At 66.8% G+C, this 25,757-nt stretch carries 20 protein-coding genes; 12 read left to right on the forward strand and 8 right to left on the reverse strand.

Annotation, left to right across the window (positions count from 1 at the left end):
* Nucleotides 1-423: 423 nt before the first annotated feature.
* The 6 genes from ACZLIF_RS13420 to ACZLIF_RS13445 all read left to right on the forward strand — a co-directional run bounded on the left by ACZLIF_RS13420 (nt 424) and on the right by ACZLIF_RS13445 (nt 4,759).
* Entirely contained in the window at nt 424-783 is a 360-nt protein-coding gene (locus ACZLIF_RS13420) for a GntR family transcriptional regulator (protein ID WP_053515392.1), read from the forward strand.
* Entirely contained in the window at nt 783-1,673 is an 891-nt protein-coding gene (locus ACZLIF_RS13425) for an ABC transporter ATP-binding protein (RefSeq protein ID WP_128987761.1), read from the forward strand. Before ACZLIF_RS13420 ends, ACZLIF_RS13425 begins: the two co-directional genes overlap by 1 nt.
* A complete protein-coding gene (locus tag ACZLIF_RS13430; protein ID WP_065176060.1) occupies nt 1,670-2,695 on the forward strand; it encodes an ABC-2 transporter permease in 1,026 nt (341 codons plus the stop codon). The genes ACZLIF_RS13425 and ACZLIF_RS13430 overlap by 4 nt, the downstream gene beginning before the upstream one ends.
* A 22-nt stretch (nt 2,696-2,717) precedes the next feature.
* A complete protein-coding gene (locus ACZLIF_RS13435) occupies nt 2,718-3,602 on the forward strand; it encodes a DUF4097 family beta strand repeat-containing protein (RefSeq protein ID WP_128987760.1) in 885 nt (294 codons plus the stop codon).
* 30 nt (nt 3,603-3,632) lie between these two features.
* Nucleotides 3,633-4,244: a YggN family protein gene (locus ACZLIF_RS13440; protein WP_128987759.1), complete on the forward strand. Its 612-nt coding sequence runs from the start codon at nt 3,633-3,635 to the stop codon at nt 4,242-4,244.
* Nucleotides 4,245-4,333: 89 nt separating this feature from the next.
* Nucleotides 4,334-4,759, forward strand: a complete 426-nt coding sequence (locus ACZLIF_RS13445; RefSeq protein WP_065176062.1) for a hypothetical protein — start codon at nt 4,334-4,336, stop codon at nt 4,757-4,759.
* A gap of 58 nt (nt 4,760-4,817) precedes the next feature.
* On the opposite strand, the gene ACZLIF_RS13450 is transcribed toward ACZLIF_RS13445, so the two are convergent.
* Nucleotides 4,818-6,254, reverse strand: coding sequence for a class II fumarate hydratase (locus ACZLIF_RS13450; RefSeq protein ID WP_065182914.1), 1,437 nt, complete (start codon nt 6,252-6,254; stop codon nt 4,818-4,820).
* A 290-nt stretch (nt 6,255-6,544) separates the two neighbouring features.
* Between ACZLIF_RS13450 and purB the strand changes: the two genes are divergently transcribed.
* From purB to lpdA, 6 genes are all read left to right on the forward strand, one after another.
* Nucleotides 6,545-7,912: an adenylosuccinate lyase gene (purB, locus tag ACZLIF_RS13455; RefSeq protein ID WP_128987758.1), complete on the forward strand. Its 1,368-nt coding sequence runs from the start codon at nt 6,545-6,547 to the stop codon at nt 7,910-7,912.
* A 685-nt stretch (nt 7,913-8,597) separates the two neighbouring features.
* On the forward strand, nt 8,598-10,007 hold the full coding sequence (locus ACZLIF_RS13460) for a ribosomal protein uL16 3-hydroxylase (protein WP_128987950.1): 1,410 nt from the start codon (nt 8,598-8,600) through the stop codon (nt 10,005-10,007).
* A 3-nt stretch (nt 10,008-10,010) separates the two neighbouring features.
* Nucleotides 10,011-10,913 (forward strand): GNAT family N-acetyltransferase, encoded by a 903-nt coding sequence (locus ACZLIF_RS13465; RefSeq protein ID WP_128987949.1) that lies wholly within the window; start codon nt 10,011-10,013, stop codon nt 10,911-10,913.
* Nucleotides 10,914-11,099: 186 nt separating this feature from the next.
* Nucleotides 11,100-13,931, forward strand: a complete 2,832-nt coding sequence (locus ACZLIF_RS13470) for a 2-oxoglutarate dehydrogenase E1 component (RefSeq protein ID WP_053515372.1) — start codon at nt 11,100-11,102, stop codon at nt 13,929-13,931.
* A 43-nt stretch (nt 13,932-13,974) separates the two neighbouring features.
* On the forward strand, nt 13,975-15,180 hold the full coding sequence (gene sucB, locus ACZLIF_RS13475) for a dihydrolipoyllysine-residue succinyltransferase (RefSeq protein ID WP_065175459.1): 1,206 nt from the start codon (nt 13,975-13,977) through the stop codon (nt 15,178-15,180).
* Nucleotides 15,181-15,245: 65 nt separating this feature from the next.
* Nucleotides 15,246-16,682, forward strand: coding sequence for a dihydrolipoyl dehydrogenase (gene lpdA, locus ACZLIF_RS13480; protein ID WP_053515369.1), 1,437 nt, complete (start codon nt 15,246-15,248; stop codon nt 16,680-16,682).
* Nucleotides 16,683-16,769: 87 nt separating this feature from the next.
* Here the strand turns inward: lpdA and ACZLIF_RS13485 are convergent, their stop codons facing one another.
* From ACZLIF_RS13485 to asnB, 7 genes are all read right to left on the reverse strand, one after another.
* On the reverse strand, nt 16,770-17,027 hold the full coding sequence (locus tag ACZLIF_RS13485) for a hypothetical protein (protein WP_065175461.1): 258 nt from the start codon (nt 17,025-17,027) through the stop codon (nt 16,770-16,772).
* On the reverse strand, nt 17,027-17,245 hold the full coding sequence (locus tag ACZLIF_RS13490; protein WP_053515365.1) for a hypothetical protein: 219 nt from the start codon (nt 17,243-17,245) through the stop codon (nt 17,027-17,029). Before ACZLIF_RS13490 ends, ACZLIF_RS13485 begins: the two co-directional genes overlap by 1 nt.
* 118 nt (nt 17,246-17,363) lie before the next feature.
* Nucleotides 17,364-18,953, reverse strand: coding sequence for an alkaline phosphatase D family protein (locus ACZLIF_RS13495; RefSeq protein WP_128987948.1), 1,590 nt, complete (start codon nt 18,951-18,953; stop codon nt 17,364-17,366).
* Complete coding sequence (locus tag ACZLIF_RS13500; RefSeq protein WP_128987947.1) at nt 18,953-21,196, reverse strand: TonB-dependent receptor family protein; 2,244 nt, start codon at nt 21,194-21,196, stop codon at nt 18,953-18,955. The genes ACZLIF_RS13495 and ACZLIF_RS13500 overlap by 1 nt, the downstream gene beginning before the upstream one ends.
* Before the next feature lie 219 nt (nt 21,197-21,415).
* Nucleotides 21,416-22,840, reverse strand: a complete 1,425-nt coding sequence (locus ACZLIF_RS13505) for a replicative DNA helicase (protein WP_053515359.1) — start codon at nt 22,838-22,840, stop codon at nt 21,416-21,418.
* A 348-nt stretch (nt 22,841-23,188) separates the two neighbouring features.
* On the reverse strand, nt 23,189-23,749 hold the full coding sequence (locus ACZLIF_RS13510) for an NADPH-dependent FMN reductase (protein WP_128987946.1): 561 nt from the start codon (nt 23,747-23,749) through the stop codon (nt 23,189-23,191).
* Nucleotides 23,750-23,814: 65 nt separating this feature from the next.
* Nucleotides 23,815-25,755 (reverse strand): asparagine synthase (glutamine-hydrolyzing), encoded by a 1,941-nt coding sequence (gene asnB / locus ACZLIF_RS13515; RefSeq protein ID WP_128987945.1) that lies wholly within the window; start codon nt 25,753-25,755, stop codon nt 23,815-23,817.
* Nucleotides 25,756-25,757: the final 2 nt, after the last annotated feature.

The following is a 25,757-nucleotide window of genomic DNA, read 5'->3' on the forward strand; positions in this document are numbered from 1 at the left end:
GACGCGACGGCCTGCGCCCACCGAGCATCATTCCGCATTCAAATCAATGGCTTACAGAATTGCGTCTATGCCATGACACCCCCTGCCATCAGTTGGGTCATGTCGGGGGTTGCACGTCGGCGTGCCGGTGTTATAGTTGCATACAACACCAGTCACCTGAGACAGGGGGTATGCCATGAACACCCGGATGCATCGCAACGTCACCGCTCCCGCGATCACCGCCGTTTCGACCCTGCTCGTGATGGCGTGGCTGGCTTCGCCACGCGCGCCCACTGCCCCCTCTCTGTCCGATACCCCGCAGGACGCGCCCACTCCCACGGCCGGGACGCCGGAAGCTTCACCCTCCCCCCCGCGTCGGCTGCACAGCTCCCTGTCCATGCCGTATTTCTCGTTCGCACAGCCGCTGACCCCACGGAGCTGACCATGAGCGACATCCAGTGGAGCGACGGCGCTCCCATCTACCGCCAGCTGAAGGAGCGCGTGATCGCCATGATGCTCGACGGAATCCTCAAGCCGGGCGATGCCCTGCCTTCGGTGCGCCAGGTGGCCGCCGACTACCAGCTCAACCCCATCACCGTTTCGCGCGCCTACCAGGAACTGGCTGACGAAGGCCTGGTCGAGAAGCGCCGGGGCCTGGGCATGTTCATGACCGAGCAGGCGGCCACGCAGCTGCGCAGCAGCGAGCGCGAGCGCTTCCTCAATGAAGAATGGCCGGCCGTCCTGGAGCGCATCCAGCGCCTGGGGCTGAGCCTCGACGAATTGCTGACCCAGGGGAAAGTCTGATGAATGCCAGCCTCACCAGTACCGCTGCAAGCGACGCGGTCATCACCGCCCGCGGCCTGCGCAAGGCCTACAAGAGCACGGTCGCACTCGACAATGCCAGCTTCACCATTCCGGCGGGCCGGATCATCGGCCTGATCGGACCCAACGGTGCCGGCAAGACCACCGCGTTGAAGGCCATCCTCGGCCTGACCACGGTGGAAGGCGACCTCAGCGTGCTCGGCCGCGACCCACGCCTGCATCGGGATGAGCTGATGAAGGACATCTGCTTCATCGCCGACGTCGCGGTGCTGCCTCGCTGGCTGAAGGTGCGCGAGGCCATCGACTTCGTCGCCGGCGTGCATCCACGCTTCGATCGCGCCCGCTGCGAGCGCTTCCTGGCCAACACCAAGCTGCAGCCGAAGCAGCGCGTGCGCGAACTGTCCAAAGGCATGATCGTGCAGCTGCACCTGGCCCTGGTGATGGCCATCGACGCCCGCGTGCTGGTGCTGGACGAGCCGACCCTGGGCCTGGACATCCTGTACCGCAAGGAGTTCTACCAGCGCCTGCTGGAGGACTACTTCGACGAGCAGAAGACGATCATCGTCACCACCCACCAGGTCGAAGAGATCGAGCACATCCTCAGCGACGTCATGTTCATCCGCGACGGCCGCATCGTGCTCGACGCAGAGATGGACGATGTCGGCCAACGCTACACCGAGCTGCTGGTCAACGCCGAGCAGCTCGACACCGCGCGTGCGCTCAGGCCGATCGACGAGCGCGCCCTGGCCTTCGGCAAGACCGTGCTGCTGTATGACGGCGTGCCGCGTGACCAGCTCACCTCCCTCGGCGAGACCCGCAGCCCGGGCCTGGCTGATCTGTTCGTCGCTGTCATGAAGGGGACCTACGCATGAACGCCGTCAATCATCCCGTCGGTCCCGCCGGCACGCTGCGCTGGCTGCTCAAGCGTGAATACTGGGAGAACCGTGGCGGGTTCCTCTATGCGCCGCTGATTGCCGGCGTGGTGTCGCTGCTGATGAGCGGTGTGGGCATCGCCTTCGGCCTGTTCGCCCTGCATCGGGCTGCGCGCGACGGCAATCTGCACATCGATGGCGAGGACGTGAACATCAACGGCCTGGACCTGGCGCTGCTGACCCGCAACATCAGTGCCAAGGACATGGCCGACCTGGGCAACGGCCTCGACCTGACCCTGGTGCTCAGTTCGGCCTGGCCATTCCTGGTGCTGGCGTTCGTGATGTTCTTCTACTGCCTTGGCGCGCTGTATGACGACCGCCGCGACCGCAGCATCCTGTTCTGGAAATCGCTGCCACTGTCCGATACCCAGACCGTGCTTTCCAAGGTGATCAGCGCGCTGGTGATCGCCCCGCTGATCGCAGTGGTCGCGGGCATCCTGACCATGTTCGGCTTCCTCGCCATCATCAGCCTGGTGGCCGCGCTGCACGGTGGCAGCCCGATGAACCTGATCTGGGGACCGGCCAGCCCGCTGACCCTGGCCGCCGGCCACCTGTCCTGGATTCCGGTCTATGTCCTGTGGGCGCTGCCGACCGCCGGCTGGCTGCTGCTGTGCTCGGCCTGGGCCAAGTCAAAGCCGTTCCTGTGGGCGGTGATGCTGCCACTGTTCGCCGGGATCATCGTCTCCACTACCAAGGTCATGACCCTGTTCGGGCTCACCAGCGGCTGGTTCTGGCAGAACGTCGTCGGTCGCCTGCTGCTCAGTGGCGTACCCGGCATGGACCTGATCTACCGCACCGGCCTGCAGGATTCGCGTGCGGACCTGGAATCGGTCACCGCGCTGATGGGCCCGGTCGCGCAGCTGAAGTCGCTGGCGATGCCGGGACTGTGGATCGGCGCTGCGTTCGGCGCGCTTTTCATCTTCCTTGCCATCCGCCTGCGCCGCCGCGCCGGCGAAATCTGACCCCTTACCGGAGCCACCACCCATGCGTTCCCTGCTCGCCTGTACCGCGTTGTTGCTGATGCCGCTGTCGGCCCTGGCCGCCGATGCACCCAACTGCAAGTTCACCGCTGCACGCACGTTGAAGCTGGACGCGGCCGGTGCCAAGGCGGTGGTGTTCGAGGTGAACCAGTTCGATCTGAAGGTGACCGCCCGCAGTGGAGGCGGTCAGCTCGACGGCCGTGCCTGCGCGTCCAGCCAGGATCTGCTGGACCAGCTGGTGCTGGACCAGCGCCGGGAAGGCGACAAGCTGGTGGTCAGCCTGCGCCGCGCAAGCCGTGCCGGCCTGAACCTGGGCAACTTCTACGCCTGGCTGGACATCCGCGGCAGCGTGCCGGACAACCTGCCGCTGCAGTTCAAGGTCGGCTCTGGCGATGCCAGCATCGACAACGCGCAGTCACTGAGCGTGGATGTCGGCTCCGGCGACGCCGTTGCGCGCGGCACCCGCGGCACCATCCATGCCTCCGTCGGCTCCGGCGACCTGGAGATCGACGGTGGCAGCGCACTGAACCTGCTGTCGCTCGGCTCGGGTGACGTCAAGGCGCGCAACATCGGGGGCGACGCGATCGTCGGCACGGTCGGCTCCGGCGACCTCACGATCAGCGACGTGCGTGGCAACGCACGCCTGGACACGGTCGGATCGGGCGACGTCGACTTCAAGCGCGTGCAGGGCAGCGTGCAGATCGGCGTGGTGGGCTCGGGGGGCATCGACCTGGGTGACATCGGCGGCGATGTGCACGTGCGCAGCCATGGCTCCGGCGACGTCGAGGTCGATGGCGTGCGCGGCAACCTCACCGTCGATCACAGCGGCAGCGGCGACGTCGTGCACCGCAACGTCAGCGGCAGGGTCACCCTGCCCCGCAACAAGTAAATCCCAACCCACCGATTCGAGGGGAATGCCATGAACCTGATGCGCCTGCTGCCTGCCACCCTGCTGTGCCTGCCGCTGATCGCCTGCGGTGGCACGTCTTCCGCGCCCGACACCAGTGTCGGCAAGAGCGTCGCCGAAACCTCCAGCGGCGTTGGCAGAAAAGTCCAGGAAGCCATGGATGAGGCCCGCAGGGAGATCACTGAGGGCAACATCAAGATCTCCGCCGACAGTCAGCCGCGCGCGGAGATCACGCCGGACGGACAGCTGCTGATCGGCGGCAAGGATGTGCCGACCAACGACGCGCAGCGCCGCCAGCTGCTGGAGTACCGCGGTCACGTGGTCGCCATCGCGACGGACGGCATGAATGTCGGCCTGGCCGGTGCCAAGCTCGGTGCCAGCGCTGCCGGTGAAGCGCTCAAGGGTATCTTCAGCGGTGACAGCGAAGGCGTGGAGAAGCGGATCAACGCCGAGGCCGCCAAGATCGAAGCGCAGGCCAAGCGCATCTGCGACCGGCTGCCGGCGATGCTGGCCAGCCAGCAAGCGCTTGCCCGCGAACTGCCGGCCTTCAAGCCCTACGCCAGCATGGACCAGAGCGACGTTGACGACTGCGGGAAGGACGGCTCGGTCACCTTCTCCAACTGAGACACTTCAGCGCACCCGGCCGGCAGCGGGCCCCCGCTGCCGGCACCGGGCTTACAATGGGCACCCCGGATGCCCCCGATCGAATCGTCATGAAGAAGCTGTTTCTGCTGCTGGCTGCCCTGTTCTGCCTGGGCCTGGCCGGCTGTGACCAGGATTACCGCAACCACCGCGCAGAGCGTGGCAAGCCCAAGATCTCCGTCAGCGAAGGCATGGTGACCGTGCGCCGTCCACCGGCACCGAACATCATCATCCTGGCCGACGGCACGATGAAGATGGACGAGATCCAGATCCCGCTGGACGACGCGCAGAAGCAGATGCTGCAGACGATGTTCGGCAAGCTGCAGGTCCTGCGCCAGAACACGCTGGTGGCCGCCCCGGCCGATCCGAACATGCAGCCGGTGAAGATCCAGCCGCCGGAGGGCATGGACGTCATTCCAGACGATCTGATCCAGCGCATCCCCGAGTTCAAGGACTACACCGAGACCTTCGGCAACATCGTCGCCGACCGTCGCTGAACGCAAACGCCGCCCGAGGGCGGCGTTTCTCATTGGCCCGGCACGCCTGCTCGGCAGATCAGCCGCCGCCACCGCCTCCCGCATGGATGCCGCCAGCGGTCAGCGCCGTCGGATCCAGCAGGCGCCGCAGTTCCGCTTCGCCCAGGCCGCTGTCCTCCAGCGCCACCTCCAGCACCGGCCGCTGTTCCTTGTAGGCGCGCTTGGCGATTGCCGCGGCCTTCTCATAGCCGATGATCGGGTTCAGCGCAGTGACCAGGATCGGGTTGCGCGCCAGCGCCTCCGCCACGCGATCCTCGCGCACCTTCAGGCCTGCGATGGCGCTGTCGGCCAGCAGCGTCGACACGTTGGCCAGCAGGCCGATGCCTTCGAGCAGGTTCACCGCGATCAGCGGCAGGGTCACATTGAGCTGGAAATTGCCGGTCTGCCCGGCCACCGTGATCGCCGTGTGGTGACCGATCACCTGCGCGCAGGCCATCACCGTCGCCTCCGGAATCACCGGATTGACCTTGCCCGGCATGATCGAGCTGCCCGGCTGCAGGGCCGGCAGTTCGATCTCGCCCAGCCCCGCCAGCGGCCCGGCATTCATCCAGCGCAGATCGTTGGCGATCTTGATCAGCGCCACCGCCAGCGCATTGAGCTGGCCGGACAGCTCCACCGCATCGTCCTGCGCGGCCAGGCCTTCAAACTTGTTGTCGGCACTGTCGAACTTGAAACCCGAGTGCTGCTTGAGGGCCTTGGCCACCTGAGCGCCGAAACGCGGATCGGCATTGATGCCGGTACCGATGGCGGTGCCGCCCAGCGGCAGCCGGCGGACGCGCTTGAGGCTGTCCTCGATGCGCGCCTGTGCCGATGCCAGCTGTGCCGACCAGGCGCCGAACTCCTGCTCGAAGGTCAGCGGCATGGCGTCCATGAGGTGGGTACGGCCGGTCTTGACCACCTTGCGCAGGCTGCGGCCCTTCCTGTCGATGGTCCTGCGCAGATGCGCCAGCGCGGGCAGCAGTTGTTCGTGCGCCGCCAGCACCGCCGAGACGCGCAGCGCGGTCGGGATCACGTCATTGGAGCTCTGCCCCTGGTTGACGTGGTCGTTGGGATGGACCGTGGTCTTGCCGGCCTTGCCGGCGCGGTTGGCCAGGGTCGCGATGACCTCGTTGGCATTCATGTTCGAGGACGTACCCGAACCGGTCTGGTAGACATCGATGGGGAAATGCGCGTCCCAGTCGCCCGCCGCCACTTCCGCGGCGGCGGCCTGGATCGCCTTGGCCACGTTCCTGGGCAGGTGGCCCAGTTCGGCATTGACGCCGGCAGCGGCGCCCTTGACCAGACCCAGCGCACGGATGAACCCGCGCGGCATGCGCTGGCCGGACACCGGGAAATTCTGCACGGCGCGCTGGGTCTGCGCGCCCCACAGGGCATCGGCAGGCACCTGCAGCTCGCCCATGCTGTCGTGTTCGATCCGGAACGCCCGGGAGGCACCCTTGCTTGCAGCTTTGCTCATTGCATCGACTCCGCACTACTTCAGTTGGGGAAAGGGAAGCGGCGGCTGGCAGGGTGTCGCTTCCCGGGCTGGCGGCGGCAATCACGATACTCTCTTGCCCGTTGCATGGCATGACGGAAGCGGGCCGGATCGTTTCATCTGCGGCACCGTTGCCCATCGGGAGCGCCGGGCCCGGCCGGGCGAGGACAGCGCGCAGCCTCCCTGCGCCCGGCGTGGCCCGGTGCTGCCAAGCATGCGAAGGCCACGCGTCGTAGAATATCGGCCCCGCCGCTCGCTCCCGCCCTGCCGACATGTCCGATTCCGCCCTGCTCGCCCTGTCCCCGCTCGATGGCCGCTACGCCGGCAAGGTCGATGCCCTGCGCCCGATCTTCTCCGAGTACGGCCTGATCAAGGCCCGCGTCACGGTCGAGGTGGAGTGGCTGCTGGCGCTGGCCGCCGAGCCGGGCATCGTCGAGCTTGCAGCGTTCTCCGAAGCCGCCACCGCCCGTCTGCGCGCGCTGGCCAGCGGTTTCAGCCCCGCCCATGCCGCCCGGGTGAAGGAGATCGAGCGCACCACCAACCATGACGTCAAGGCGGTGGAGTACTTCATCAAGGAGCAGCTGAAGGACGACGCCGAGCTGGCGCCGGCACTGGAGTTCGTGCATTTCGCCTGCACCAGCGAGGACATCAACAACCTCAGCTACGGCCTGATGCTCGAGCAGGCGCGCCGCGAGGTGCTGCTGCCGACGCTCGACGGCATCGCCGCCACCCTGCGTGGCCTGGCCCACGCCCAGGCCGCGCAGCCGATGCTGTCGCGCACGCACGGCCAGACCGCTTCGCCGACCACCCTGGGCAAGGAGCTGGCGAACGTGGTGGCGCGCCTGGAGCGTCAGCGCCGCCAGATCGCCGCGGTCGAGCTGACCGGCAAGATCAACGGTGCGGTTGGCAACTACAACGCGCACGTCGCCAGCTACCCGGACGTGGACTGGCCGGCCTTCGCCGAACGCTTCGTGACCGGGCTGGGCCTGGTGTTCAACCCGTACACCACGCAGATCGAGCCGCACGACAACGTCGCCGAAATCGGCGATGCCGCCCGCCGCGCCAACATCATCCTGATCGACCTGGCCCGCGACATCTGGGGCTACATCTCGCTGGGCTACTTCAAGCAGCGCCTGAAGGAAGGCGAAGTCGGCTCGTCGACCATGCCGCACAAGGTCAACCCGATCGATTTCGAAAATGCCGAAGGCAACTTCGGCATCGCCAACGCGCTGTTCGAGCATTTCAGCGCGAAGCTGCCGATCAGCCGCTGGCAGCGCGACCTGACCGACTCCACCGTGTTGCGGGCGCTGGGTACCGCCTTCGGCCACAGCCAGGTGGCGCTGGACTCGCTGGCCAAGGGACTGGGCAAGCTGGAGGTGAATCCGCAGCGCCTGGATGCCGACCTGGATGCGGCGTGGGAAGTGCTGGCCGAAGCGGTGCAGACGGTGATGCGCCGCCACGGTCTGCCGAACCCGTACGAGCAGCTGAAGGCACTGACCCGCGGCCAGGGCATCACCGCCGAGTCGATGCGGGCGTTCGTACAGGGGCTGGAGCTGCCGGCGGATGCGAAGCAGCGGCTGCTGGAGATGACCCCGGGCAGCTATACCGGTCTGGCCGAGGCGCTGGCGAAGAAGATCTGAGGGGTTTTCTCTGCGGCGGCGGCCGCGGCGCTGCCTGCGGCAGGCGTGTACTGCCAGGGCAACAGCAACAGCAACAGCAACAGCGGTCCAGGCTCTGGATTGCTGGGAGTTGGGCGGGGCGGGTTGGGTTCGCGGGGGACGCCGTGAACCCGTCCCTGGGGGCTTGGCCGCGGCATCCATGCCGCGGACACCCCCGCGAACCCAATCCGCCCCACCTCTGACAGCATCCCGGTGACGGATCGAAGAGCATTTGTTGTCGGGACGGAATGTGAAGGAGGGACGCGGCTTTGCCGCGTCCCTCTTTGGTTTTTTGGATTCTGCAGGGCCGGGCAAGCGCAGCGCGCGAGCCGCTGTTGCCTTTGATTTTCTTCTTCCATTCCGTGGCGGACCCCGCAGGAAACTGTCAGGGGCCGGGCGGGTGGGCTGCGCGGGGGTGTCCGCCGCATGGATGCGGCGGCCAAGCTTACAGGGACGTACTTGCAGCGTCCCCCGCGCAGCCCACCCGCCCGGCCAAGCACGGCTTTTTGCCTTCACGCGACCAAGCACCCGCCACGAGGGGCTCCGCCGTTGGCCGGACACCCCGCGACAAACCACCGCACGTGCGCAATCCCAACGAACGTCGGACAATGGACGCCTTGGCGGCACGCCGCGCCGCCCTCCCGCTTTCCGCTGCAAGGATTCCCCCATGGCCGCCCGCAAGTCCTCCGCCCCGCTCATCGAAGTCACCGCCCGTCCCGGCCAGCCGCTGGGCATGTCCCCGGCCGTGTTCCTGCGCGATTTCTGGCAGAAGCGTCCGCTGCTGATCCGCAACGCCTTCGCTGATTTCCAGTCTCCGGTGCAGCCGGAAGACCTGGCCGGGCTGGCCTGCGAGGAAGGCGTGCTGGCACGCCTGATCGAGCATGACAAGCGCCAGGACGGCTGGCGCGTACGTACCGGCCCGTTCCAGGAAGACGTATTCCCCGCCCTGCCCGACCACGACTGGACCCTGCTGGTGCAGGACGTGGACAAGTGGGACCCGGACGTGCGCGCGCTGATCGAGCACTTCCGCTTCCTCCCGCGCTGGCGCATGGACGACGTCATGATCAGCTTCGCCGCCACCGGCGGCTCGGTCGGTGCCCACGTCGACCAGTACGACGTGTTCCTGCTGCAGGCCCAGGGCCATCGTCGCTGGCAGATCGACGCCAGCGAGTCGATCAAGGGCCGGCGCCCGCCGCTGGGGTTCCGTCCGGACGTGGAACTGAAGCTGCTGGAGGTGTTCAAGCCCACCCACGACTGGGTGCTGGCGCCGGGCGACATGCTGTACCTGCCGCCGAACGTGCCGCACCATGGCGTCGCCGAAGACCCCTGCCTGACGTTCTCCTTCGGCATGCGCGCGCCGTCCTCGGCCGAACTCATCAGTGACTACCTGGACACCCTGATCGCCGATGCCGACGAGAACATCCGCTACCAGGACCCCGACCTGAAGCTGCCGGCCGATCCGAACGAGATCGACACGGTGGCGATGGCACGGGTGATCACCGCCCTCAACGCCATCCGCATGAACGACCCGGACAAGCTGGGCGACTGGTTCGGCCGCTTCATCACCACCTACCGCGCCGCCGGCGAAGTGATGGCCCACCAGGCCGCGCCGGAACAGGAAGAGGTGGTCGCCGCCCTGCAGTCCGGCCTTCTGCTGCAACGCCACCCCTGGGCCCGCCTGGCCTGGCGCCGGGCCAAGCGGGGCGCCAGCCTGTACGTCAGCGGCCAGGACTTCGCGCTGCCGGTGAAGGATGCGCAGCGCCTGGCCGGTGCCGAGCAGCTCGACGCGGCCGCCTATCGCGGACTGTCGGACAAGGGCCGCGCGGTGGTCCAGCAGCTGCTGGTCGGCGGCGTGTTCCAGCTGATCGACCCCAGCGAGCTGTATGGCGCCGACGACGAGGGCGAGGATGAAGACGTCCTCGGTGAGGTGGTCGAAGGCCGCGACCAGGTGGAGGTGATCGATGACGACGCCGTGTCCGACGATGTCCACGTGGTGACCGTGCATGACGATGGCATCGAGGTCATCGTCAACTTCGAAGACGACGAAGAAGACGACAGCGACGCCGGTCGCGCCTGAGTCATGCCCTCGATCCGCGTCCATCAGGTAGGTCATGCCGATGCGCATGGCGCCATCCACGCTGTGCGCCAGCAGGTGTTCGTGCAGGAGCAGGGCATTGCCAGCGACCTGGAGCGCGACGCGATGGACCCGGTCAGCGCCCATGTACTGGCGCTGGATGCCGACGGCACGCCGGTCGGCACTGGCCGGCTCACACCTGATGGCCGCGTCGGCCGCATGGCGGTGCTGGCGAGCCACCGCAGCCAGGGCATCGGTGAAGCCCTGCTCGAGGCCCTGGTCGAGTCCGGCCATGGCCTCGGCCTGGCCGAGCTGCATCTGCACGCACAGCTGCCCGCCCGCGACTTCTACGCGCGGCAGGGCTTCCTGCCTGAGGGCGAGGTCTTCGAGGAGGCCGGCCTGGGGCACCAGCAGATGCGCCGCCGGCTGGACGCGGCCAGCGCGATCAACAGCCACGCCGAGGCCGTGGCCGCCACCACCGCCCTCCTCCACCGTGCCCGTCGCCAGGTATGGCTGCACAGCCACCTGCTGGACCCGGGCCTGCTCGATGCCGGCCCGGTACAGGCCGCCCTGCGCCGCTTCGCCAGTGCCCGCCACGACAAGCAGCTGCGGGTGATCGTGCATGACGCGGCAGCCATTGGCCGTGCCGGCGCGCCGCTGCTGGCGATGGCACAGCGGCTGCCCAGCGTGATCCTGTTCCGCGAGGTGACCGATCCGGTCGACCGGGCACTGGCGTCCGCCTGCCTGATCAATGACAGGGGCGACTTCTACTTTCGTCTGATCGGCCATCGCCTCGACGGCGAGGCCGGCATCGCGCTGCCGGCACGTTCGCGGCAGTTCGAGCAGCAATTGCAGCGCGTCTGGGACCGTTCGCGCGATTGCAGCGAACTCCGCGCGCTCGGCCTCTGAGCGCGACGGTCGGGTTCAACCTGTCTGGAAGCGGCACCGGGGGACGCACGATGGCCTCCGCGATGCCCCTTCGTGTCCGGATGGGGGTACAATTTGGCTGTTTGAACGCGCCTGCGCAGGGCTATTCATCTTCCTGCCGGGTCCTTCTTAAGCCATACCCCACAAAGCGAATCAACACCCTCCATCGTGGACAATCTACTGAAGCAGTTTGCGCAATCTTCGCAACTCGCCGGCGGCAACGCCTCCTATGTCGAGGATCTGTACGAGCAGTACCTCGTCTCCCCGGACAGTGTCGATCCCAAATGGAAGACCTACTTCGACGGCTTCAAGGGCCGCGAAGCAGGTGACATTCCGCACTCGGCCGTCATTTCCCACATCGCGGACGCGGCCAAGGATGCGCTGAAGGCCGGCACCGGCGCAGGTGCGGGCGACGAGCGTGAGCGCAATGTCGGTCGTCTGATCACCGCCTACCGTTCGCGCGGCCACCTGGACGCCCGCCTGGACCCGCTGGGCCTGGCTGCGCCGGTCAATACGCCGGACCTGGGCCTGCCGTTCCACAGCCTGTCCGATGCCGACCTCAACAGCGAGTTCAGCACCGGTGGCGTCGGCGGCCAGCCGCGCATGAAGCTGCGCGATCTGCTGGCGCGCCTTAAGGCGACCTACACCGGTTCGATCGGTGCGGAGTTCATGCACATCGCCGAGGTCGAGCAGCGCCAGTGGATCTACAAGAAGCTGGAACTGGCCGGCGGCAACTACCAGCTGGACGCTGACACCCAGCGCCGCACCCTGGAGCGCCTGACCGCGGCCGAAGGCCTGGAGCGCTACCTGCACACCAAGTACGTCGGCCAGAAGCGCTTCTCGCTGGAAGGCGGCGATGCGCTGATCCCGATGATGGACACCATCATCCGCAGCGCCGGCAAGGACGGCGTCAAGGACGTGGTGATCGGCATGGCCCACCGCGGCCGCCTGAACGTGCTGGTCAACACCCTGGGCAAGAACCCGCGCAAGCTGTTCGACGAGTTCGAAGGCAAGTTCGAGCACGACGAGCACGCCTCGGCCGGCGACGTGAAGTACCACATGGGCTTCTCCGCCGACGTGGCCACCGAGGGTGGCCCGGTCCACCTGGCGCTGGCGTTCAACCCGTCGCACCTTGAAATCGCCGACCCGGTCGTGGCCGGTTCCGTGCGTTCGCGCCAGGAGCGCCGCAAGGACACCGCCCGCAAGCAGGTCATGCCGATCCTGATCCACGGCGACGCGGCCTTCTCCGGCCAGGGCGTGGTCATGGAACTGTTCCAGATGTCGCAGGCCCGCGGCTTCGCCGTCGGCGGCACCGTGCACATCGTGGTCAACAACCAGGTCGGCTTCACCACCTCCAATCCGCTGGATACGCGCTCCACGCGCTATGCCACCGACGTGGCGAAGATGATTGCCGCACCGGTGCTGCACGTGAACGGAGATGACCCGGAAGCGGTGGTGTTCGCCGCGCAGCTGGCGTTCGAGTTCCGCCAGAAGTTCGCCAAGGACGTGGTCATCGACCTGATGTGCTACCGCCGTTGGGGCCACAACGAGGCCGACGAGCCGGCGATCACCCAGCCGCTGATGTACCAGGTGATCCGCAAGCACCCGACCACCCGCGAGATGTATGCCGAGCAGCTGGAAAAGGCGGGCGTGATCGCCGCCGGCGCCGGCAAGGCGATGGTCGATGCCTACCGCGAGAAGCTGGACGCCGGCGAAGTGACCACCGAACTGGCCAAGGTCGAGAAGACTCCGCCGAGCAGCCCGCTGTTCGTTGATTGGCCGAAGCTGCTGGAAGGCAAGCTGTCCGACCCGGTCTCGACCAAGGTCGAGAAGAACAAGCTGGTCGAGCTGGCCAAGCTGATCAACACCATCCCGGACGAAGTGCAGCTGCACTCGCGCGTGGCCAAGGTCTACGACGACCGCCGCAAGATGGCCGCTGGCGAGATTCCGGGCGACTGGGGCTTTGCCGAAAACCTGGCCTACGCCACCCTGCTGGACGAAGGCCATGCACTGCGCCTGGTCGGCCAGGACGTCGGCCGCGGTACGTTCACGCACCGCCATGCGATCCTGCACGACCAGAAGACCGACAACTACTACATGCCGCTGCGGCAGCTGGTGGATTCGCCGGAGAAGGCCACCGTCATCGATTCGCTGCTGAGCGAAGAAGCGGTGATGGCCTACGAGTACGGCTTCTCCACCACCGATCCGAACACGCTGTGCATCTGGGAAGGCCAGTTCGGCGACTTCGCCAACGGCGCCCAGGTGGTGATCGATCAGTTCATCGCCGCCGGTGAAGCCAAGTGGGGCCGCATTTCCGGCCTGACCCTGCTGCTGCCGCATGGCTATGAAGGGCAAGGCCCGGAACACAGCTCGGCGCGCCTGGAGCGCTTCCTGCAGCTGTGCGCGCTGGAGAACATGCTGGTGGTCGTGCCGTCGACCCCGGCCCAGGCCTTCCACATGCTGCGTCGCCAGCTGCACATGACCACCCGCAAGCCGCTGGTGGTGATGTCGCCGAAGTCGCTGCTGCGCCACAAGCTGGCGGTGTCGACCCTGGACGAGCTGGCCAACGGCGAGTTCCAGCACCTGATCGGCGATGCCAATGCCGACGCCAAGAAGGTCAAGCGCGTGGTGCTGTGCTCGGGCAAGGTCTACTACGACCTGCTGGAAGACCAGACCAAGCGTGGCCAGGACGACGTGGCGATCATCCGCGTGGAGCAGCTGTATCCGTTCCCGCGTGCGCTGCTGGCTGCCGAACTGAAGAAGTATGGCAAGGCCACCGACGTGGTGTGGACGCAGGAAGAACCGCAGAACCAGGGCGCGTGGTACCAGATCCGCCACCACCTGCAGTTCTGCCTGGCCGAGGGCCAGAACCTGCATTACGCCGGTCGCGCACGTTCGGCGTCGCCGGCTGCCGGTCACATGGCTGACCATGTCCGCGAGCAGCAGCAGCTGATTGCCGACGCACTGGTCAACCCGTTCAACGACCAGGTCGCTGAATAACTCTCCTCCCCCTTATTTAGAAGACAAACCAGGAAGCTCCCGCATGGCCACCGAAGTCAAAGCCCCGGTACTGCCCGAATCCGTCGCCGACGGCACCATCGCCACCTGGCACAAGAAGGTGGGCGACGCCGTCAAGCGCGACGAAAACCTGCTTGACCTGGAAACCGACAAGGTCGTCCTGGAAGTGCCGTCGCCGGTCGATGGCGTGCTGAAGGAGATCAAGTTCGACGTGGGCGCCACCGTGACCTCCAGCCAGGTCGTGGCGATCATCGAGGAAGGCGCCGTGGCGGCTGCCCCGGCTCCAGCCGCTGAAGAGAAGAAGGCCGATGCCCCGGCTCCGGCCGCAGCCGCTGCTCCGGCTCCCGCCGCGGCTCCGGCCCCGGCAGCCAAGTCGGCTGCCGATGCGCTGCCGCCGGGTGCCCGCTTCACCGCCATCACCGAGGGCGTGAACCCGGCCGACGTGGACGGCACCGGCCGTCGCGGCGCGGTGACCAAGGAAGACATCGTCAACTTCGCCCGCAACGGCGGCGCCGGCAAGGCCGGTGGCGCACGTCCGGAAGAACGCGTGCCGATGACCCGCATCCGCAAGCGCATCGCCGAACGCCTGATGGAGTCCAAGAACTCCACCGCCATGCTGACCACCTTCAACGAAGTCGACCTGTCCAAGGTGTCGGCCGCGCGCAAGGAACTGCAGGACGAGTTCGTCAAGGCCCACGGCATCAAGCTGGGCTTCATGAGCTTCTTCGTGAAGGCCGCCGCCAACGCGCTGCAGCGCTTCCCGCTGGTCAACGCGTCGATCGATGGTGACGACATCATCTACCACGGCTACTCGGACATCTCCATCGCCGTGTCGACCGAGAAGGGCCTGGTGACCCCGGTGCTGCGCAACGTCGAGCGCATGTCGTTCGCCGACATCGAGAAGACCATCGCCGACTACGCCAAGAAGGCCCGTGACGGCAAGCTGAGCCTGGAAGAACTGCAGGGCGGCACCTTCACCGTGACCAACGGCGGCACCTTCGGCTCGCTGTTGTCCACGCCGATCATCAACCCGCCGCAGAGCGCCATCCTGGGCATGCACGCCATCAAGGAGCGTCCGATCGCCCAGAACGGCCAGGTCGTGATCGCGCCGATGATGTACCTGGCGCTGTCCTACGACCACCGCATCATCGACGGCAAGGACTCGGTGCAGTTCCTGGTGGACATCAAGAACCAGCTGGAAAACCCGGGCCGCATGCTGTTCGGCCTGTAAGACCTCCCGCCCCCTTCCGCGCCCGCGCGGAAGGGGGTTCCGGTAAAGCATCAAGGACTAATTCAATGGCTGAACAATTCGACGTCGTCGTCATCGGTGCGGGCCCGGCCGGTTACCACGCTGCCATCCGCGCGGCCCAGCTGGGCCTGAAGACCGCCTGCATCGACGCAGCGCTGGGCAAGGATGGCAAGCCGGCGCTGGGCGGCACCTGCCTGCGCGTGGGCTGCATCCCGTCCAAGGCGCTGCTGGATTCCTCGCGCCAGTTCTGGAACATGAGCCACATCTTTGGCGACCACGGCATCAGCTTCAAGGACGCCAAGATGGACGTCGAGGCGATGGTTGGCCGCAAGGACAAGATCGTCAAGCAGTTCACCGGCGGCATCGCCATGCTGTTCAAGGCCAACAAGGTCGCCACCTACTACGGCTTCGGCGAACTGCAGCCGGGCAACGTGGTCAAGGTGAAGCAGCACGACGGCTCGGAAGTCGAGCTGAAGGGCACCAACGTCATCATCGCCGCCGGTTCGGATTCGATCGAACTGCCGTTCGCCAAGTTCGACGGCGAGACCATCGTCGACAACGTCGGCGGCCTGGACTTCACCGAAGTGCCGAACCGCCTGGCGGTGATCGGCGCCGGCGTGATCGGTCTGGAGCTGGGCAGCGTGTGGAAGCGCCTGGGCGCTGAAGTCACCATCCTCGAGGCGCTGCCGGAGTTCCTGGCCGTCGCCGACGCCGAAGTCGCCAAGACCGCGGCCAAGGAATTCAAGAAGCAGGGCCTGGACATCCGCCTGGGCGCCAAGGTCTCCAAGACCGAGATCACCGGCAAGGGCAAGAAGAAGGAAGTCGTTGTCACCTACACCGACAGCGAAGGCGAGAAGACCCTGACCGTGGACAAGCTGCTGGTGGCCGTCGGCCGTCGCGCTGCCACCAAGGGCCTGCTGGCCGAAGGCACCGGCGTGAAGGTCAACGAGCGTGGCCAGATCGAAGTCGATGCGCATTGCCACACCGGCGTCGATGGCGTCTGGGCGGTGGGCGACTGCGTGCGCGGCCCGATGCTGGCGCACAAGGGCTTCGAGGAAGGCATCGCCGTGGCCGAACTGATCGCCGGCCTGCCGGGTCACGTCAACTTCGACACGATTCCGTGGGTCATCTACACCGAGCCGGAACTGGCCTGGGTGGGCAAGACCGAAGCACAGCTGAAGGCCGAAGGCATCCCGTACAAGGCCGGCAGCTTCCCGTTCGCCGCCAACGGCCGTGCCGTGGCAATGATCGAGCCGGCAGGTTTCGTGAAGATCCTGGCCCATGCCGAGACCGATCGCATCCTCGGCATGCACCTGGTCGGCGCCAACGTGTCCGAGCTGGTGCACGAAGGCGTGCTGACCATGGAGTTCAGCGGTTCGGCCGATGATCTGGCCCGTATCTGCCACGCCCACCCGTCGCTGTCGGAAGTGGTCCACGACGCGGCGATGGCGGTCAGCAAGCGCGCCATCCACAAGGCCAATTGATCGGCCCGGTGGCATGACAGGAAAACCCCGCCTCGGCGGGGTTTTTTCGTTTGGCCTTCTGATGTGGAGCCGAGCATGGGCCCGGCGCTACACCTTTCCAGCAGGCGGCTCCGGTGCATCGTCACAGATGCGATGCTGCACCACGGTTTCACCCACCTTCCATTCCTTCACCACCCTGCAGCGTTCCTTGGGCCTGTCAGGCTTGGCGAGCTTGGCCGCCGCAGCATCCGCTTCGTCGGCAGCGGCGGTCTGCTGGCGTTCCAGCCAGGCGGACGGCGGTGTCGCGGGCGTGGCAGGGGCCGGCGCCGCGAGCGCCAATACCAGTACCGCGATGGCCGGCGTCATCACGCAGCCACCGGACCGCGGCCGCCACCCAGCAGGCGTGCCGGCAGCATGAACAGCGCGCGCAGGAAAGCGAACAGCGCCGAGAACGTAATGCCGACCAGGCGGAACGGCAGGCTCAGCAGCCACACGAACGGCCAGGCGATCAGGGCAAGGATCGCCAACGGCCAGCACAGCACGAACAGCAGGCACCACACGCCCAGCGCGAACAGGGTCTTCATCACGGTCTCCTTGCAGCGGCCCCTTGCCGCCTGCGACCACAGTGACGCCCTGCACCGGAGGGAGCAAACGGTTTGCGACGAAACCCGGCAGGGCGCGATGAAACCCGGAACGCAGCCGCTATACCTGCACCGCCCCCGGGCGGCCGTGGGCGACCTGGAAACGCGCGGCGGTCCGCACCGCGGCATCGGTACGCAGCACGCTGTCGGCCAAGCGCAGTTCCGCATCCACGGCCTGCCGGTTGAGCTGCAGCTTCCACCAGCCACGACGGTCGCCGTCGAAATAGCGGATGTGCGGATTCAGGGGAATCGACGGTCCGTAGTAAGGGCCATACGGTGTGTCGTCTCCGCCACTGCTGATGGCGGGGGCGATGAACTCGGTGGCCACCACGGGAGCATCGGCCGCATCGAAGTCCAGCTTCAGATCGTTGACGAAGGTGGAATGCCAGTCGCCTCCCAGCACGATCGCATTGCCCTGCCCGCCCGCCTGCAGCGCCTGCAGCAACCGGTTGCGCGCGGCAGGATACCCATCCCAGGCATCGTTCCAGAACCGCTCGCGCGGGGTGCCGCCGTCCAGCCGCAGCTGCGCCATCAGCAGCTGCTGCACCACCACATTCCAGCGCGTGCCCCGCGCGGACGCCATCGACTGCGCGAACCACGCCTCCTGGCCGGGCCCGAGCATGCTCATGCGCGGGTCCAGTGCCGCCTCGCAGCGCGGTGACTCGCCCACGCCGCAGGGGTTGGCCGGACGGAACTGGCGGCAATCGAGCAGGCTCAGCTGCGCGAGGTCGCCGTAGCGCAGGCGCCGGTGCACCCGCAGGCCACCATTGCCGGCCGGAGTGCTGCGCATGGGCAGGTGCTCGTAGAAGGCGCGATAGGCAGCGGCCCGCCGGACGATGAAGTCCTCCACCGGAACGCTGTCCTTTTCAGGATGGACGCCGGAATAGTCGTTCTGCACCTCATGGTCATCCCAGATCACCGCAAAGGCGTGCGCCGCGTGCGCTGCCTGCAGGTCCGGATCGAGCTTGTACAGCGCGTACTGGTCGCGATAACGCTGCAGACTGACGGTCTCGCCGCTGAATCGCTCCGCATCCAGTGTGCGGCCGCGTGCGTTCTGCAGTGGACTGTACTCGTACAGATAGTCGCCGGCATGCAGCACCAGGTCGACATCGCTCCGCGCGATATCACGCAGTACCGGGTAGTAGCCGCTGTTCCAGGCCTGGCAGGTGCACAGGGCCAGGCGCAGCTGCTGCAGCCGCGCGTCCGGCAGCGGCGCGGTGCGGAAGTGGCCGACCGTGCTTTCCTCATCACCGTCGCAGGCAAAACGGTAGTAATAGTCACGGCCGGGACGAAGGCCATTGATCTCCACGTGCACCGAATGCGCCAGCTCGGGCACCGCTGCGGCGACGCCACGCTGCACCGGACGGCGCATGCCGGGATCTTCGGCCACGAACCAGCGCACCGGCACCGCCCGCGGCGGCATGCCACCGCCGTTGAGCGGATCGGGGGCGAGCCGTGTCCACAGCACCGCCCCCTGCGGATCCGGATCGCCGGCGGCGACGCCGAGGGTGAACGGATCGCGGCCCAGACGTGGCCGTGGGCCTGCCGTGGCCAGCCCCGGCATCGCCGCCAGTGCGATCGCCACCCCCGTGCCCTGCCACGCCATGCGCAGCAGGCGGCGACGGTGCTCCGGATCCAAGGGCCGCTGCATCAGAAGCGCACGGTCGCCGTCGCCATCACCTGCCGCGGCGCCCCCACCTGCATGGTCGCCAGGCTGCGCGTGGGATCTGCGGCATAGGTGCCGTTGGTGTTGATCGAAGACAGGTAACGCTTGTCCGCCAGGTTGGTCAGGTTCACTGCCACTGTCAGGTTCTGCGCGGGCCCCAGGGAGCCGAAATCGTAAGCCACCGAGGCGTTGACCAGCCAGTAACTGGGAACCGACAGGTCATTGGTATAGGTCACGTAACGCTTGCCGACATGGTTGGCGGACAGGCGCATGTCCCACGGGCCCGGCGTCCAGGCCAGGGTGCTGGCGAACATCCATTCCGGCGTATCCACGGTCTTCCTGCCGCGGGTCGGTACCACCCCGTTGTTGACGTAGTCGTCGTCGTAGGTGCTGTCGTTCCACGACAGCGCGTTGGACCAGGTCACGTCCTGCACCGGCTTCAGCTGCAGGGTCGCCTCGGCACCGCGGCTGGTCACCGAACCGACGTTGGAGAACAACGCAGGGCAGCCGAGGATGCCCACGCACTGGGCGATGGCAAGCAGGCGGTTGTCGAACTTCACGTCGTACACCGCGACCGACGCCTCATACCCCTGCCCGTAGCCGCGCCAGCCCAGTTCGATCGTGCGCGACTGCTCCGGCTTGAGGTTGCGTGCACTGGCGTCGAAGGCCTGCTGCGGCACGTTGAACGGACTGCCCACGCCCAGCGCATAGGCGGCGATGTTCCTGGCGAACGAACCGAAGATTTCATTGCCTTCGTTGAGCTTGAAATTGAAGCCGGCCTGCGGCAGCAGTCCCTTGCTGGAGGTCAGGCTGCTGTTGTTGGCATAGCTGCCCAGCGGCGTGCGGACGCGGGTGCGGGTGTGCGGCGACTTCGCGCCGATGTCCACCGTCAGGCGGTCGTCGAACAGGCGGAAGCGGTCCTGCACATAGAACTGGCGGGTGATGGTGGTGTAGAGCTGGCGCCACACGCGCTGGTCCGGATTGCGCAGGAAGAAGTCATCGGTGATCGGGCCATCGATGTAGTAGAAGTTGCGCTGCACGCTGTGGCCGTTGTCCTCGTACCACAGGCCGGCTTCCAGCTCGTGCCCGCCGACGTTCCAGGTGAACGCGGAGGTCACGCCGGTACGGTCGATCGCGTACTCGGTGGTGCGGATCGAGATCGGAATCTCGCGCGCGGTGCCCGGATTGGAGGGATTGGACGGACTGAACCAGTGGCCCTGCCCGCGGTTGCTGTGATTGTAGACATTGACCTTCAGGCGCATCGCTTCGTTGAGGCCGAAGTCGCCGGCGACGCTGGAGATATCGTCGTTGCGCAGGCCATGACCGGAGTAGTACGCATCCCAGGGGCTGTTGACGCCGCCACTGAACTGCCCGCGTGCCGCGGCCAGCGCGCGGTCCCAGTCCGGCGCGTAGTTGTCCCAGTTCCAGCCCAGGCGGTCGATCATCTCCAGCGACAGATCCTGGTAGTCCGCCTCGACCCGGCGTGATGCGTTGAACAGTGCGGTGATCCTGCTGTCCACGCCGAAGTTGTAAACGGCCTTGCCGTTGAACTGCTTGAGCTCCTGCGAGCCCTTCCCCTTCCACTTGTCGCCTTCGGAGTACACGCCGGACAGGTACGCGGCGAACCCTTGGTGCTCGCCGGTCTCCAGGCGGGCATAGCTGCGCCGCGCGTTGTCGCTGCCAAAGCCCTGCGCCAGCACCACGCCGTACTCGGTGGAAGGATCGATCGAATAGAACTGGAACACGCCCCCCAGGTTGCTGGTGGACGGCGTCCCCAGCGCGCCGATGCCGGTGGAGACTTCCGCACCGCCCAGGTTCTCGCTGATGACCGCGCGGCTGACATGAAGGCCGTTGCTGTTGCCGTAGCTCATGTTGCCCAGCGGAATGCCGTCCAGCGTGTAGCCAAGCCGGTTCTGGTTGAAGCCGCGCAGGCTGATGCTGGTCGACCACTCGTAGGCACCGGTGGCGTCACCCGACTCGAAATGCACGCCCGGCTTGCTGGCCAGCAGCTTGAGCGGATTCGCGCCCGGCGGCAGCACCTTCATGTCCTCGGCGGTGACACGCTGCACCTGGCGCGCTTCGCCGCGGCCGATCACCGAGATCGAATCGAGGGTGGTCGCCGACTGTGCATCGGAGGTGGGGGCGGTTTCAGCGGCCGCCAGCGACGGCAGCGAGGCACAGACCAGCAGAGCCAGCAGATTGCGGCGGAGCGGAGCGTGGGACGGCATGGGAGGCGGATTCCTTGGACGCGCTGGACGCCAGCGACGGGCGTCGGAAGTGGGAGGACAGCGGCGGCATGGTAGGAAGGCCCAGTTACATGTCAGTTACACGTCATGTGACCATCGCCCGGCAAGGTACGCGCCTTGCGCTCGCACCAACGCAAAGAGCCGGGCACGCGCCCGGCTCCTGCAGGACAGAAGGAGATCGCCGGCCCGCGGCCGGCAGCCCTACTCGAACGAACCGACCGAATCGTGGGCCAGATTGTCGAAACGCGTGTACTCGCCGAAGAACTTCAGTTTGCACGAACCGGTCGGGCCGCCACGGTGCTTGCCGATGATGATTTCGGCCAGGCCCTTGTCCGGTGAGTTTTCCTTGTTGTAGTAGTCGTCGCGGTAGATGAACACGATCATGTCCGCGTCCTGCTCGATGGCGCCCGATTCGCGCAGGTCAGCCATCACCGGGCGCTTGTCGGTACGCGTTTCCAGCGAGCGGTTGAGCTGGGAAAGTGCGATCACCGGCACGTTCAGCTCCTTGGCCAGGCCCTTCAGCGAACGCGAGATCTCCGAGATTTCTGTCGCGCGGTTCTCGCTGTTGCCGGGCACGCTCATCAGCTGCAGGTAATCGATCACGATCAGGCCCAGGTCGTGCTCGCGCTTGAGGCGGCGGCACTTGGAGCGCAGCACTTCCGGCGATACGCCCGGCGTGTCGTCGATGAAGATCTTGGTTTCCTTCAGCATCTTGATCGCGCTGGTGACGCGGCTCCAGTCCTCATCTTCCAGCTGGCCGGTACGCAGGCGCTGCGCGTTGATCCGGCCATTGGAGGAGATCAGTCGCATCGCCAGCTGTGATGCGGACATTTCCATCGAGAACACCGCCACGCCCTTCTTCGACTTGATCGCCGCATACTCGGCGATGTTCAGCGCGAAGGTGGTCTTGCCCATCGCCGGGCGTGCGGCCAGGATGATCAGGTCGGTCGGCTGCAGGCCGGCCGTCATCGCGTCGAAATCGTTGTAGCCGGTTGGCAGGCCGGTGATGTTGCCGCCGTTCTCGAAGCGGTTGCGCAGTTCCTCGAAGGCATCCTTCAGCGCGCCGGGCATAGCGACGAAATCCGTACGCCCGCGTGCGCCCTGCTCGGCAATGGCGAACACGCTCTTTTCCGCCGACGCCAGCAGCTCGCTGCTGTCGCGGCCTTCCGGCTGGAAACCATCGTTGACGATGTCGGTACCGACCTGGATCAGCTGCCGCAGCACCGCCTTGTCACGTACGATCTCGGCGTAGGCAGCGATGTTCGCCGCCGACGGCGTGGTGCTGGCCAGTTCGATCAGATAAGCGCCATCCCCTACCAGCTCCAGCTTGCCCTGCGATTCGAACCATTCGCCCAGCGTCACCGCATCGAAGGGTCGGTCACGCTCGGACAGCTCTCGGATCGCGCGGTAGATCATCTGATGATCGCGGCGATAGAAGTCGGTCTCGGTCAGCTGGTCGTTGACCCGGTCGAACGCTTCGGGTGCCAGCATCAGGCCACCCAGCACCGCCTGCTCGGCCTCCACCGAATGCGGTGGCACCCGCAGCTGGTCGATGCGCGAATCATCGCGTTCGAAGCCATCACCGCGGTCTCTGCGGTTGGAACGGAAGCCGGGACGGGCGGACATGCGGCGGTGTTTCCTGCAAAAGTGGGGCCAGACGAGTGTAGGCATGCGCCGACCCTGGCGGCCATGGACAAGCCTGTGGATAAGCCGTGGAAGAACGGGGGATATCCGCCGGAGCCTGGCCAGAATGGCGCGGAGGCGTCGCACTGCCTGCGACGGGCGCCCGTGCGACGCCCGAGTGCGTCATTATCGCAGATCAGCCGGCCAGGGTCGGATTCCGTGCAGCGTACGGGCTCTGGCCCGCTCAGCTGCAAGTGGGGTCAGAGCCCGCCGCTGCGCGCCGGGATCCGACCCCGGATGTGGCTGGGGTCGGATCCCTCTGCAACGCAGAGGGCTCTGACCCCATACGTCTCAATCGCCCTTCGCGTGCACCGCGATCAGCGCCAGGAACCGGTCCACATACCCCTGCAGGAATTCCCGCGTGGCGTCGTTGTGGATCGTACCGTCGGCGTCGATCAGGCCGTCCTTGAAATGAATGAACGCCTCCGGCTGGCCGAGCACATGCATGTCGAGGAAGGCCAGGCTGTTGCGCAGGTGCTGCTGGGCCACCGCGGTGCCGATCTGGCCGATGGACGCACCGATCACCGCAGCCGGCTTGCCTGCGAATGCGCTGTCGCCATAGGGGCGCGAGCCGATGTCGATGGCGTTCTTCAGCACACCCGGCACAGAACGGTTGTATTCAGGCGTCACGAACAGCACAGCGTCGGCGGCACGCACCTGCTCCTTCAGGCGGACACACGATGGCGGGTAATCGGCGTCGAAATCCTGGTCATACAGGGGAAGGTCGCGGATCTGCACGTACTGGAACCGGGCCCGGTCGCCGGCAAGCTTTTCAAGTGCATGGGCCAGCCGGCGGTTGCATGACTCCCGGCGCAGGCTTCCGACGAACACGGCGATGGTGGGAACGGACATCGGACGGACTCCTCATGGTGCGGGAAACCCATCCTATTCACCGTCCCCTTTCCAGGCAGTGAAGGTCAGCCGCTGATGCTGGCCCGGACCTGGCGCCAGTGGGCCTGCCATGCCTGGAACATCAGCACGTTCCACAGATGCGTGTGCCACTTGCGCTGGCCGCCAAGGAACTGCTGCCACAGCGGCTGCACCGCGGCCGCCGACAGCACGCCTTCGCGTTCCAGCCGCGAAGGCTGCAGCAGATCGTCGGCCCACGGCCGCAGGTCGCCCTTCAGCCAGTCGCTGACAGGCGCACCGAAACCACGCTTGGGCCGGTGCACCATCGCGTGCGGGACGTATCGGCCCAGCACGCGCTTGAGCAGGACCTTGCTGGTCGTTTCACTGCGCTTGAAGCCCAGCGGCAGCGACCAGGCGAACTCGGCCACCCTCCAGTCCAGCAACGGCGCACGCGCCTCCAGGCTGACCGCCATCGAAGTGCGGTCGACCTTGCACAGCAGGTCATCAGGCAGGTAGGTCACGAAATCGGCCAGCATCATCGCGTCTGCCGGCGTGCCCGCGCCGTGCAGCGGATCGGCCAGGTCATAGAAGCTGCCAGCCGGCTGCGCACCGGGCACCACCGCCGCCGGGTCACGCCAGCGCGAAATGCGGTTGCGGTATACATCGCCGATGCCGCGGGCGCCGGTTTCGGCCAGCAGCGCCGCCAGGCCTCCCGTGCGCGATGCCTCGCCCTGCTGCTGCGCGCGGGCACCCATCCAGCGCCGCAGCGGGCCCGGCACGCGACCCAGCATCTGCCAGTTGCGCAGCGCGCGCACGTAGCGGGTGTAGCCGAAGAACAGCTCATCGCCACCATCGCCGGACAAGGCCACGGTCACCCCCTGCCTTGCCAGCCGGGCCACCAGCGCGGTCGGCACCTGCGAGGCATCGGCAAAAGGCTCGTCGAACATCGTCGGCAACTGCGGCACCACCGCCAGTGCGTCGGCCCCGCTGACGTAGAGCTCGGTGTGGTCGCAGCCCAGATGCGCGGCCAGTTCCCTGGCCAGCGGTGCCTCATCGTGGCTTGAATCCTGGAAGCCGATGCTGAAGCTGTGCACCGGCTGCCTGCTCTGCGCCTGCATCAGCGCCGCCACCAGCGACGAATCGGTCCCCCCGGACAGGAACACGCCGACGGGCACGTCCGCGACCATGCGCAACGCCACGGCGTCGCGCAGCAGGGCATCAAGCTGCTCCTCGGCCTCCTCGATGCGGCCCTGGAAGGGTGCGGCCAGTGCGGCCTGCATGCGCGCACGCGCGTCCCAGTACGGACGCTGCGCCTGCTCCGGCCGGTGCGCGCCGGCTCCGGCGGCAACCATCGCCGCATCCACCCGCAGCACCCGGCCGGGCATCAGCTTGTAGCAGCGCTGATGGATGCTGTGCGGCGCCGGGATGTAATCCAGCCGCAACAGCAGCGTCAACGCATCCCGATCGATATCGTTGTCGAACGCTGGATGCTGCCACAGTGCCTTCAGCTCGGAACCGAACACCAGCGCGTCACCGGCCCAGCCGTAGTACAGCGGCTTCTTGCCGACCCGGTCGCGGGCCAGCCAGAGGCACTGCTCGCTGCGGTCCCACAGAGCGATGGCGAACATGCCGTTGCAGCGCTGCAGGGTGTCTTCCAGGCCCCACTGCAGGATCGCAGCCAGCAGCACCTCGGTATCGGAGTGGCCACGGAACGCATGGCCCAGCGGCTCCAGCTCGTCGCGCAGGGCCGCGAAGTTGTAGACCTCGCCGTTGTAGGCCATCACATAGCGGCCGTCGGACGATGCCATCGGCTGGTGGCCCAGCGGGGACAGATCGAGGATGCTCAGCCGGCGGTGCGCCAGTGCGAACCCGGCAGCGGCATCGACCCAGGTGCCACCATCATCCGGCCCGCGATGGTGCAGCGCCTGGCCCATGGCCAGGGCCTGTGCCTGCAGTTCCTCGGCCGGCACCACCGGTGCCGGCAACAGCATTCCCGCCAATCCACACATGC

It is taken from the genome of Stenotrophomonas sp. 2201_Sma (genome assembly GCF_056486685.1).

Bases quoted from the DNA above. Each gene is read 5' to 3' on its own strand.
- ACZLIF_RS13500 (WP_128987947.1), bottom strand. From the start codon at position 21,196: ATGCCGTCCCACGCTCCGCTCCGCCGCAATCTGCTGGCTCTGCTGGTC.
- ACZLIF_RS13435 (WP_128987760.1), top strand. From the start codon at position 2,718: ATGCGTTCCCTGCTCGCCTGTACCGCGTTGTTGCTGATGCCGCTGTCG.
- ACZLIF_RS13425 (WP_128987761.1), top strand. From the start codon at position 783: ATGAATGCCAGCCTCACCAGTACCGCTGCAAGCGACGCGGTCATCACC.
- sucB (WP_065175459.1), top strand. From the start codon at position 13,975: ATGGCCACCGAAGTCAAAGCCCCGGTACTGCCCGAATCCGTCGCCGAC.
- ACZLIF_RS13420 (WP_053515392.1), top strand. From the start codon at position 424: ATGAGCGACATCCAGTGGAGCGACGGCGCTCCCATCTACCGCCAGCTG.
- ACZLIF_RS13510 (WP_128987946.1), bottom strand. From the start codon at position 23,749: ATGTCCGTTCCCACCATCGCCGTGTTCGTCGGAAGCCTGCGCCGGGAG.
- ACZLIF_RS13440 (WP_128987759.1), top strand. From the start codon at position 3,633: ATGAACCTGATGCGCCTGCTGCCTGCCACCCTGCTGTGCCTGCCGCTG.
- ACZLIF_RS13495 (WP_128987948.1), bottom strand. From the start codon at position 18,953: ATGCAGCGGCCCTTGGATCCGGAGCACCGTCGCCGCCTGCTGCGCATG.
- lpdA (WP_053515369.1), top strand. From the start codon at position 15,246: ATGGCTGAACAATTCGACGTCGTCGTCATCGGTGCGGGCCCGGCCGGT.
- ACZLIF_RS13460 (WP_128987950.1), top strand. From the start codon at position 8,598: ATGGCCGCCCGCAAGTCCTCCGCCCCGCTCATCGAAGTCACCGCCCGT.
- ACZLIF_RS13505 (WP_053515359.1), bottom strand. From the start codon at position 22,840: ATGTCCGCCCGTCCCGGCTTCCGTTCCAACCGCAGAGACCGCGGTGAT.
- ACZLIF_RS13430 (WP_065176060.1), top strand. From the start codon at position 1,670: ATGAACGCCGTCAATCATCCCGTCGGTCCCGCCGGCACGCTGCGCTGG.
- ACZLIF_RS13490 (WP_053515365.1), bottom strand. From the start codon at position 17,245: ATGAAGACCCTGTTCGCGCTGGGCGTGTGGTGCCTGCTGTTCGTGCTG.
- ACZLIF_RS13450 (WP_065182914.1), bottom strand. From the start codon at position 6,254: ATGAGCAAAGCTGCAAGCAAGGGTGCCTCCCGGGCGTTCCGGATCGAA.
- ACZLIF_RS13485 (WP_065175461.1), bottom strand. From the start codon at position 17,027: ATGACGCCGGCCATCGCGGTACTGGTATTGGCGCTCGCGGCGCCGGCC.
- purB (WP_128987758.1), top strand. From the start codon at position 6,545: ATGTCCGATTCCGCCCTGCTCGCCCTGTCCCCGCTCGATGGCCGCTAC.
- asnB (WP_128987945.1), bottom strand. From the start codon at position 25,755: ATGTGTGGATTGGCGGGAATGCTGTTGCCGGCACCGGTGGTGCCGGCC.
- ACZLIF_RS13445 (WP_065176062.1), top strand. From the start codon at position 4,334: ATGAAGAAGCTGTTTCTGCTGCTGGCTGCCCTGTTCTGCCTGGGCCTG.
- ACZLIF_RS13465 (WP_128987949.1), top strand. From the start codon at position 10,011: ATGCCCTCGATCCGCGTCCATCAGGTAGGTCATGCCGATGCGCATGGC.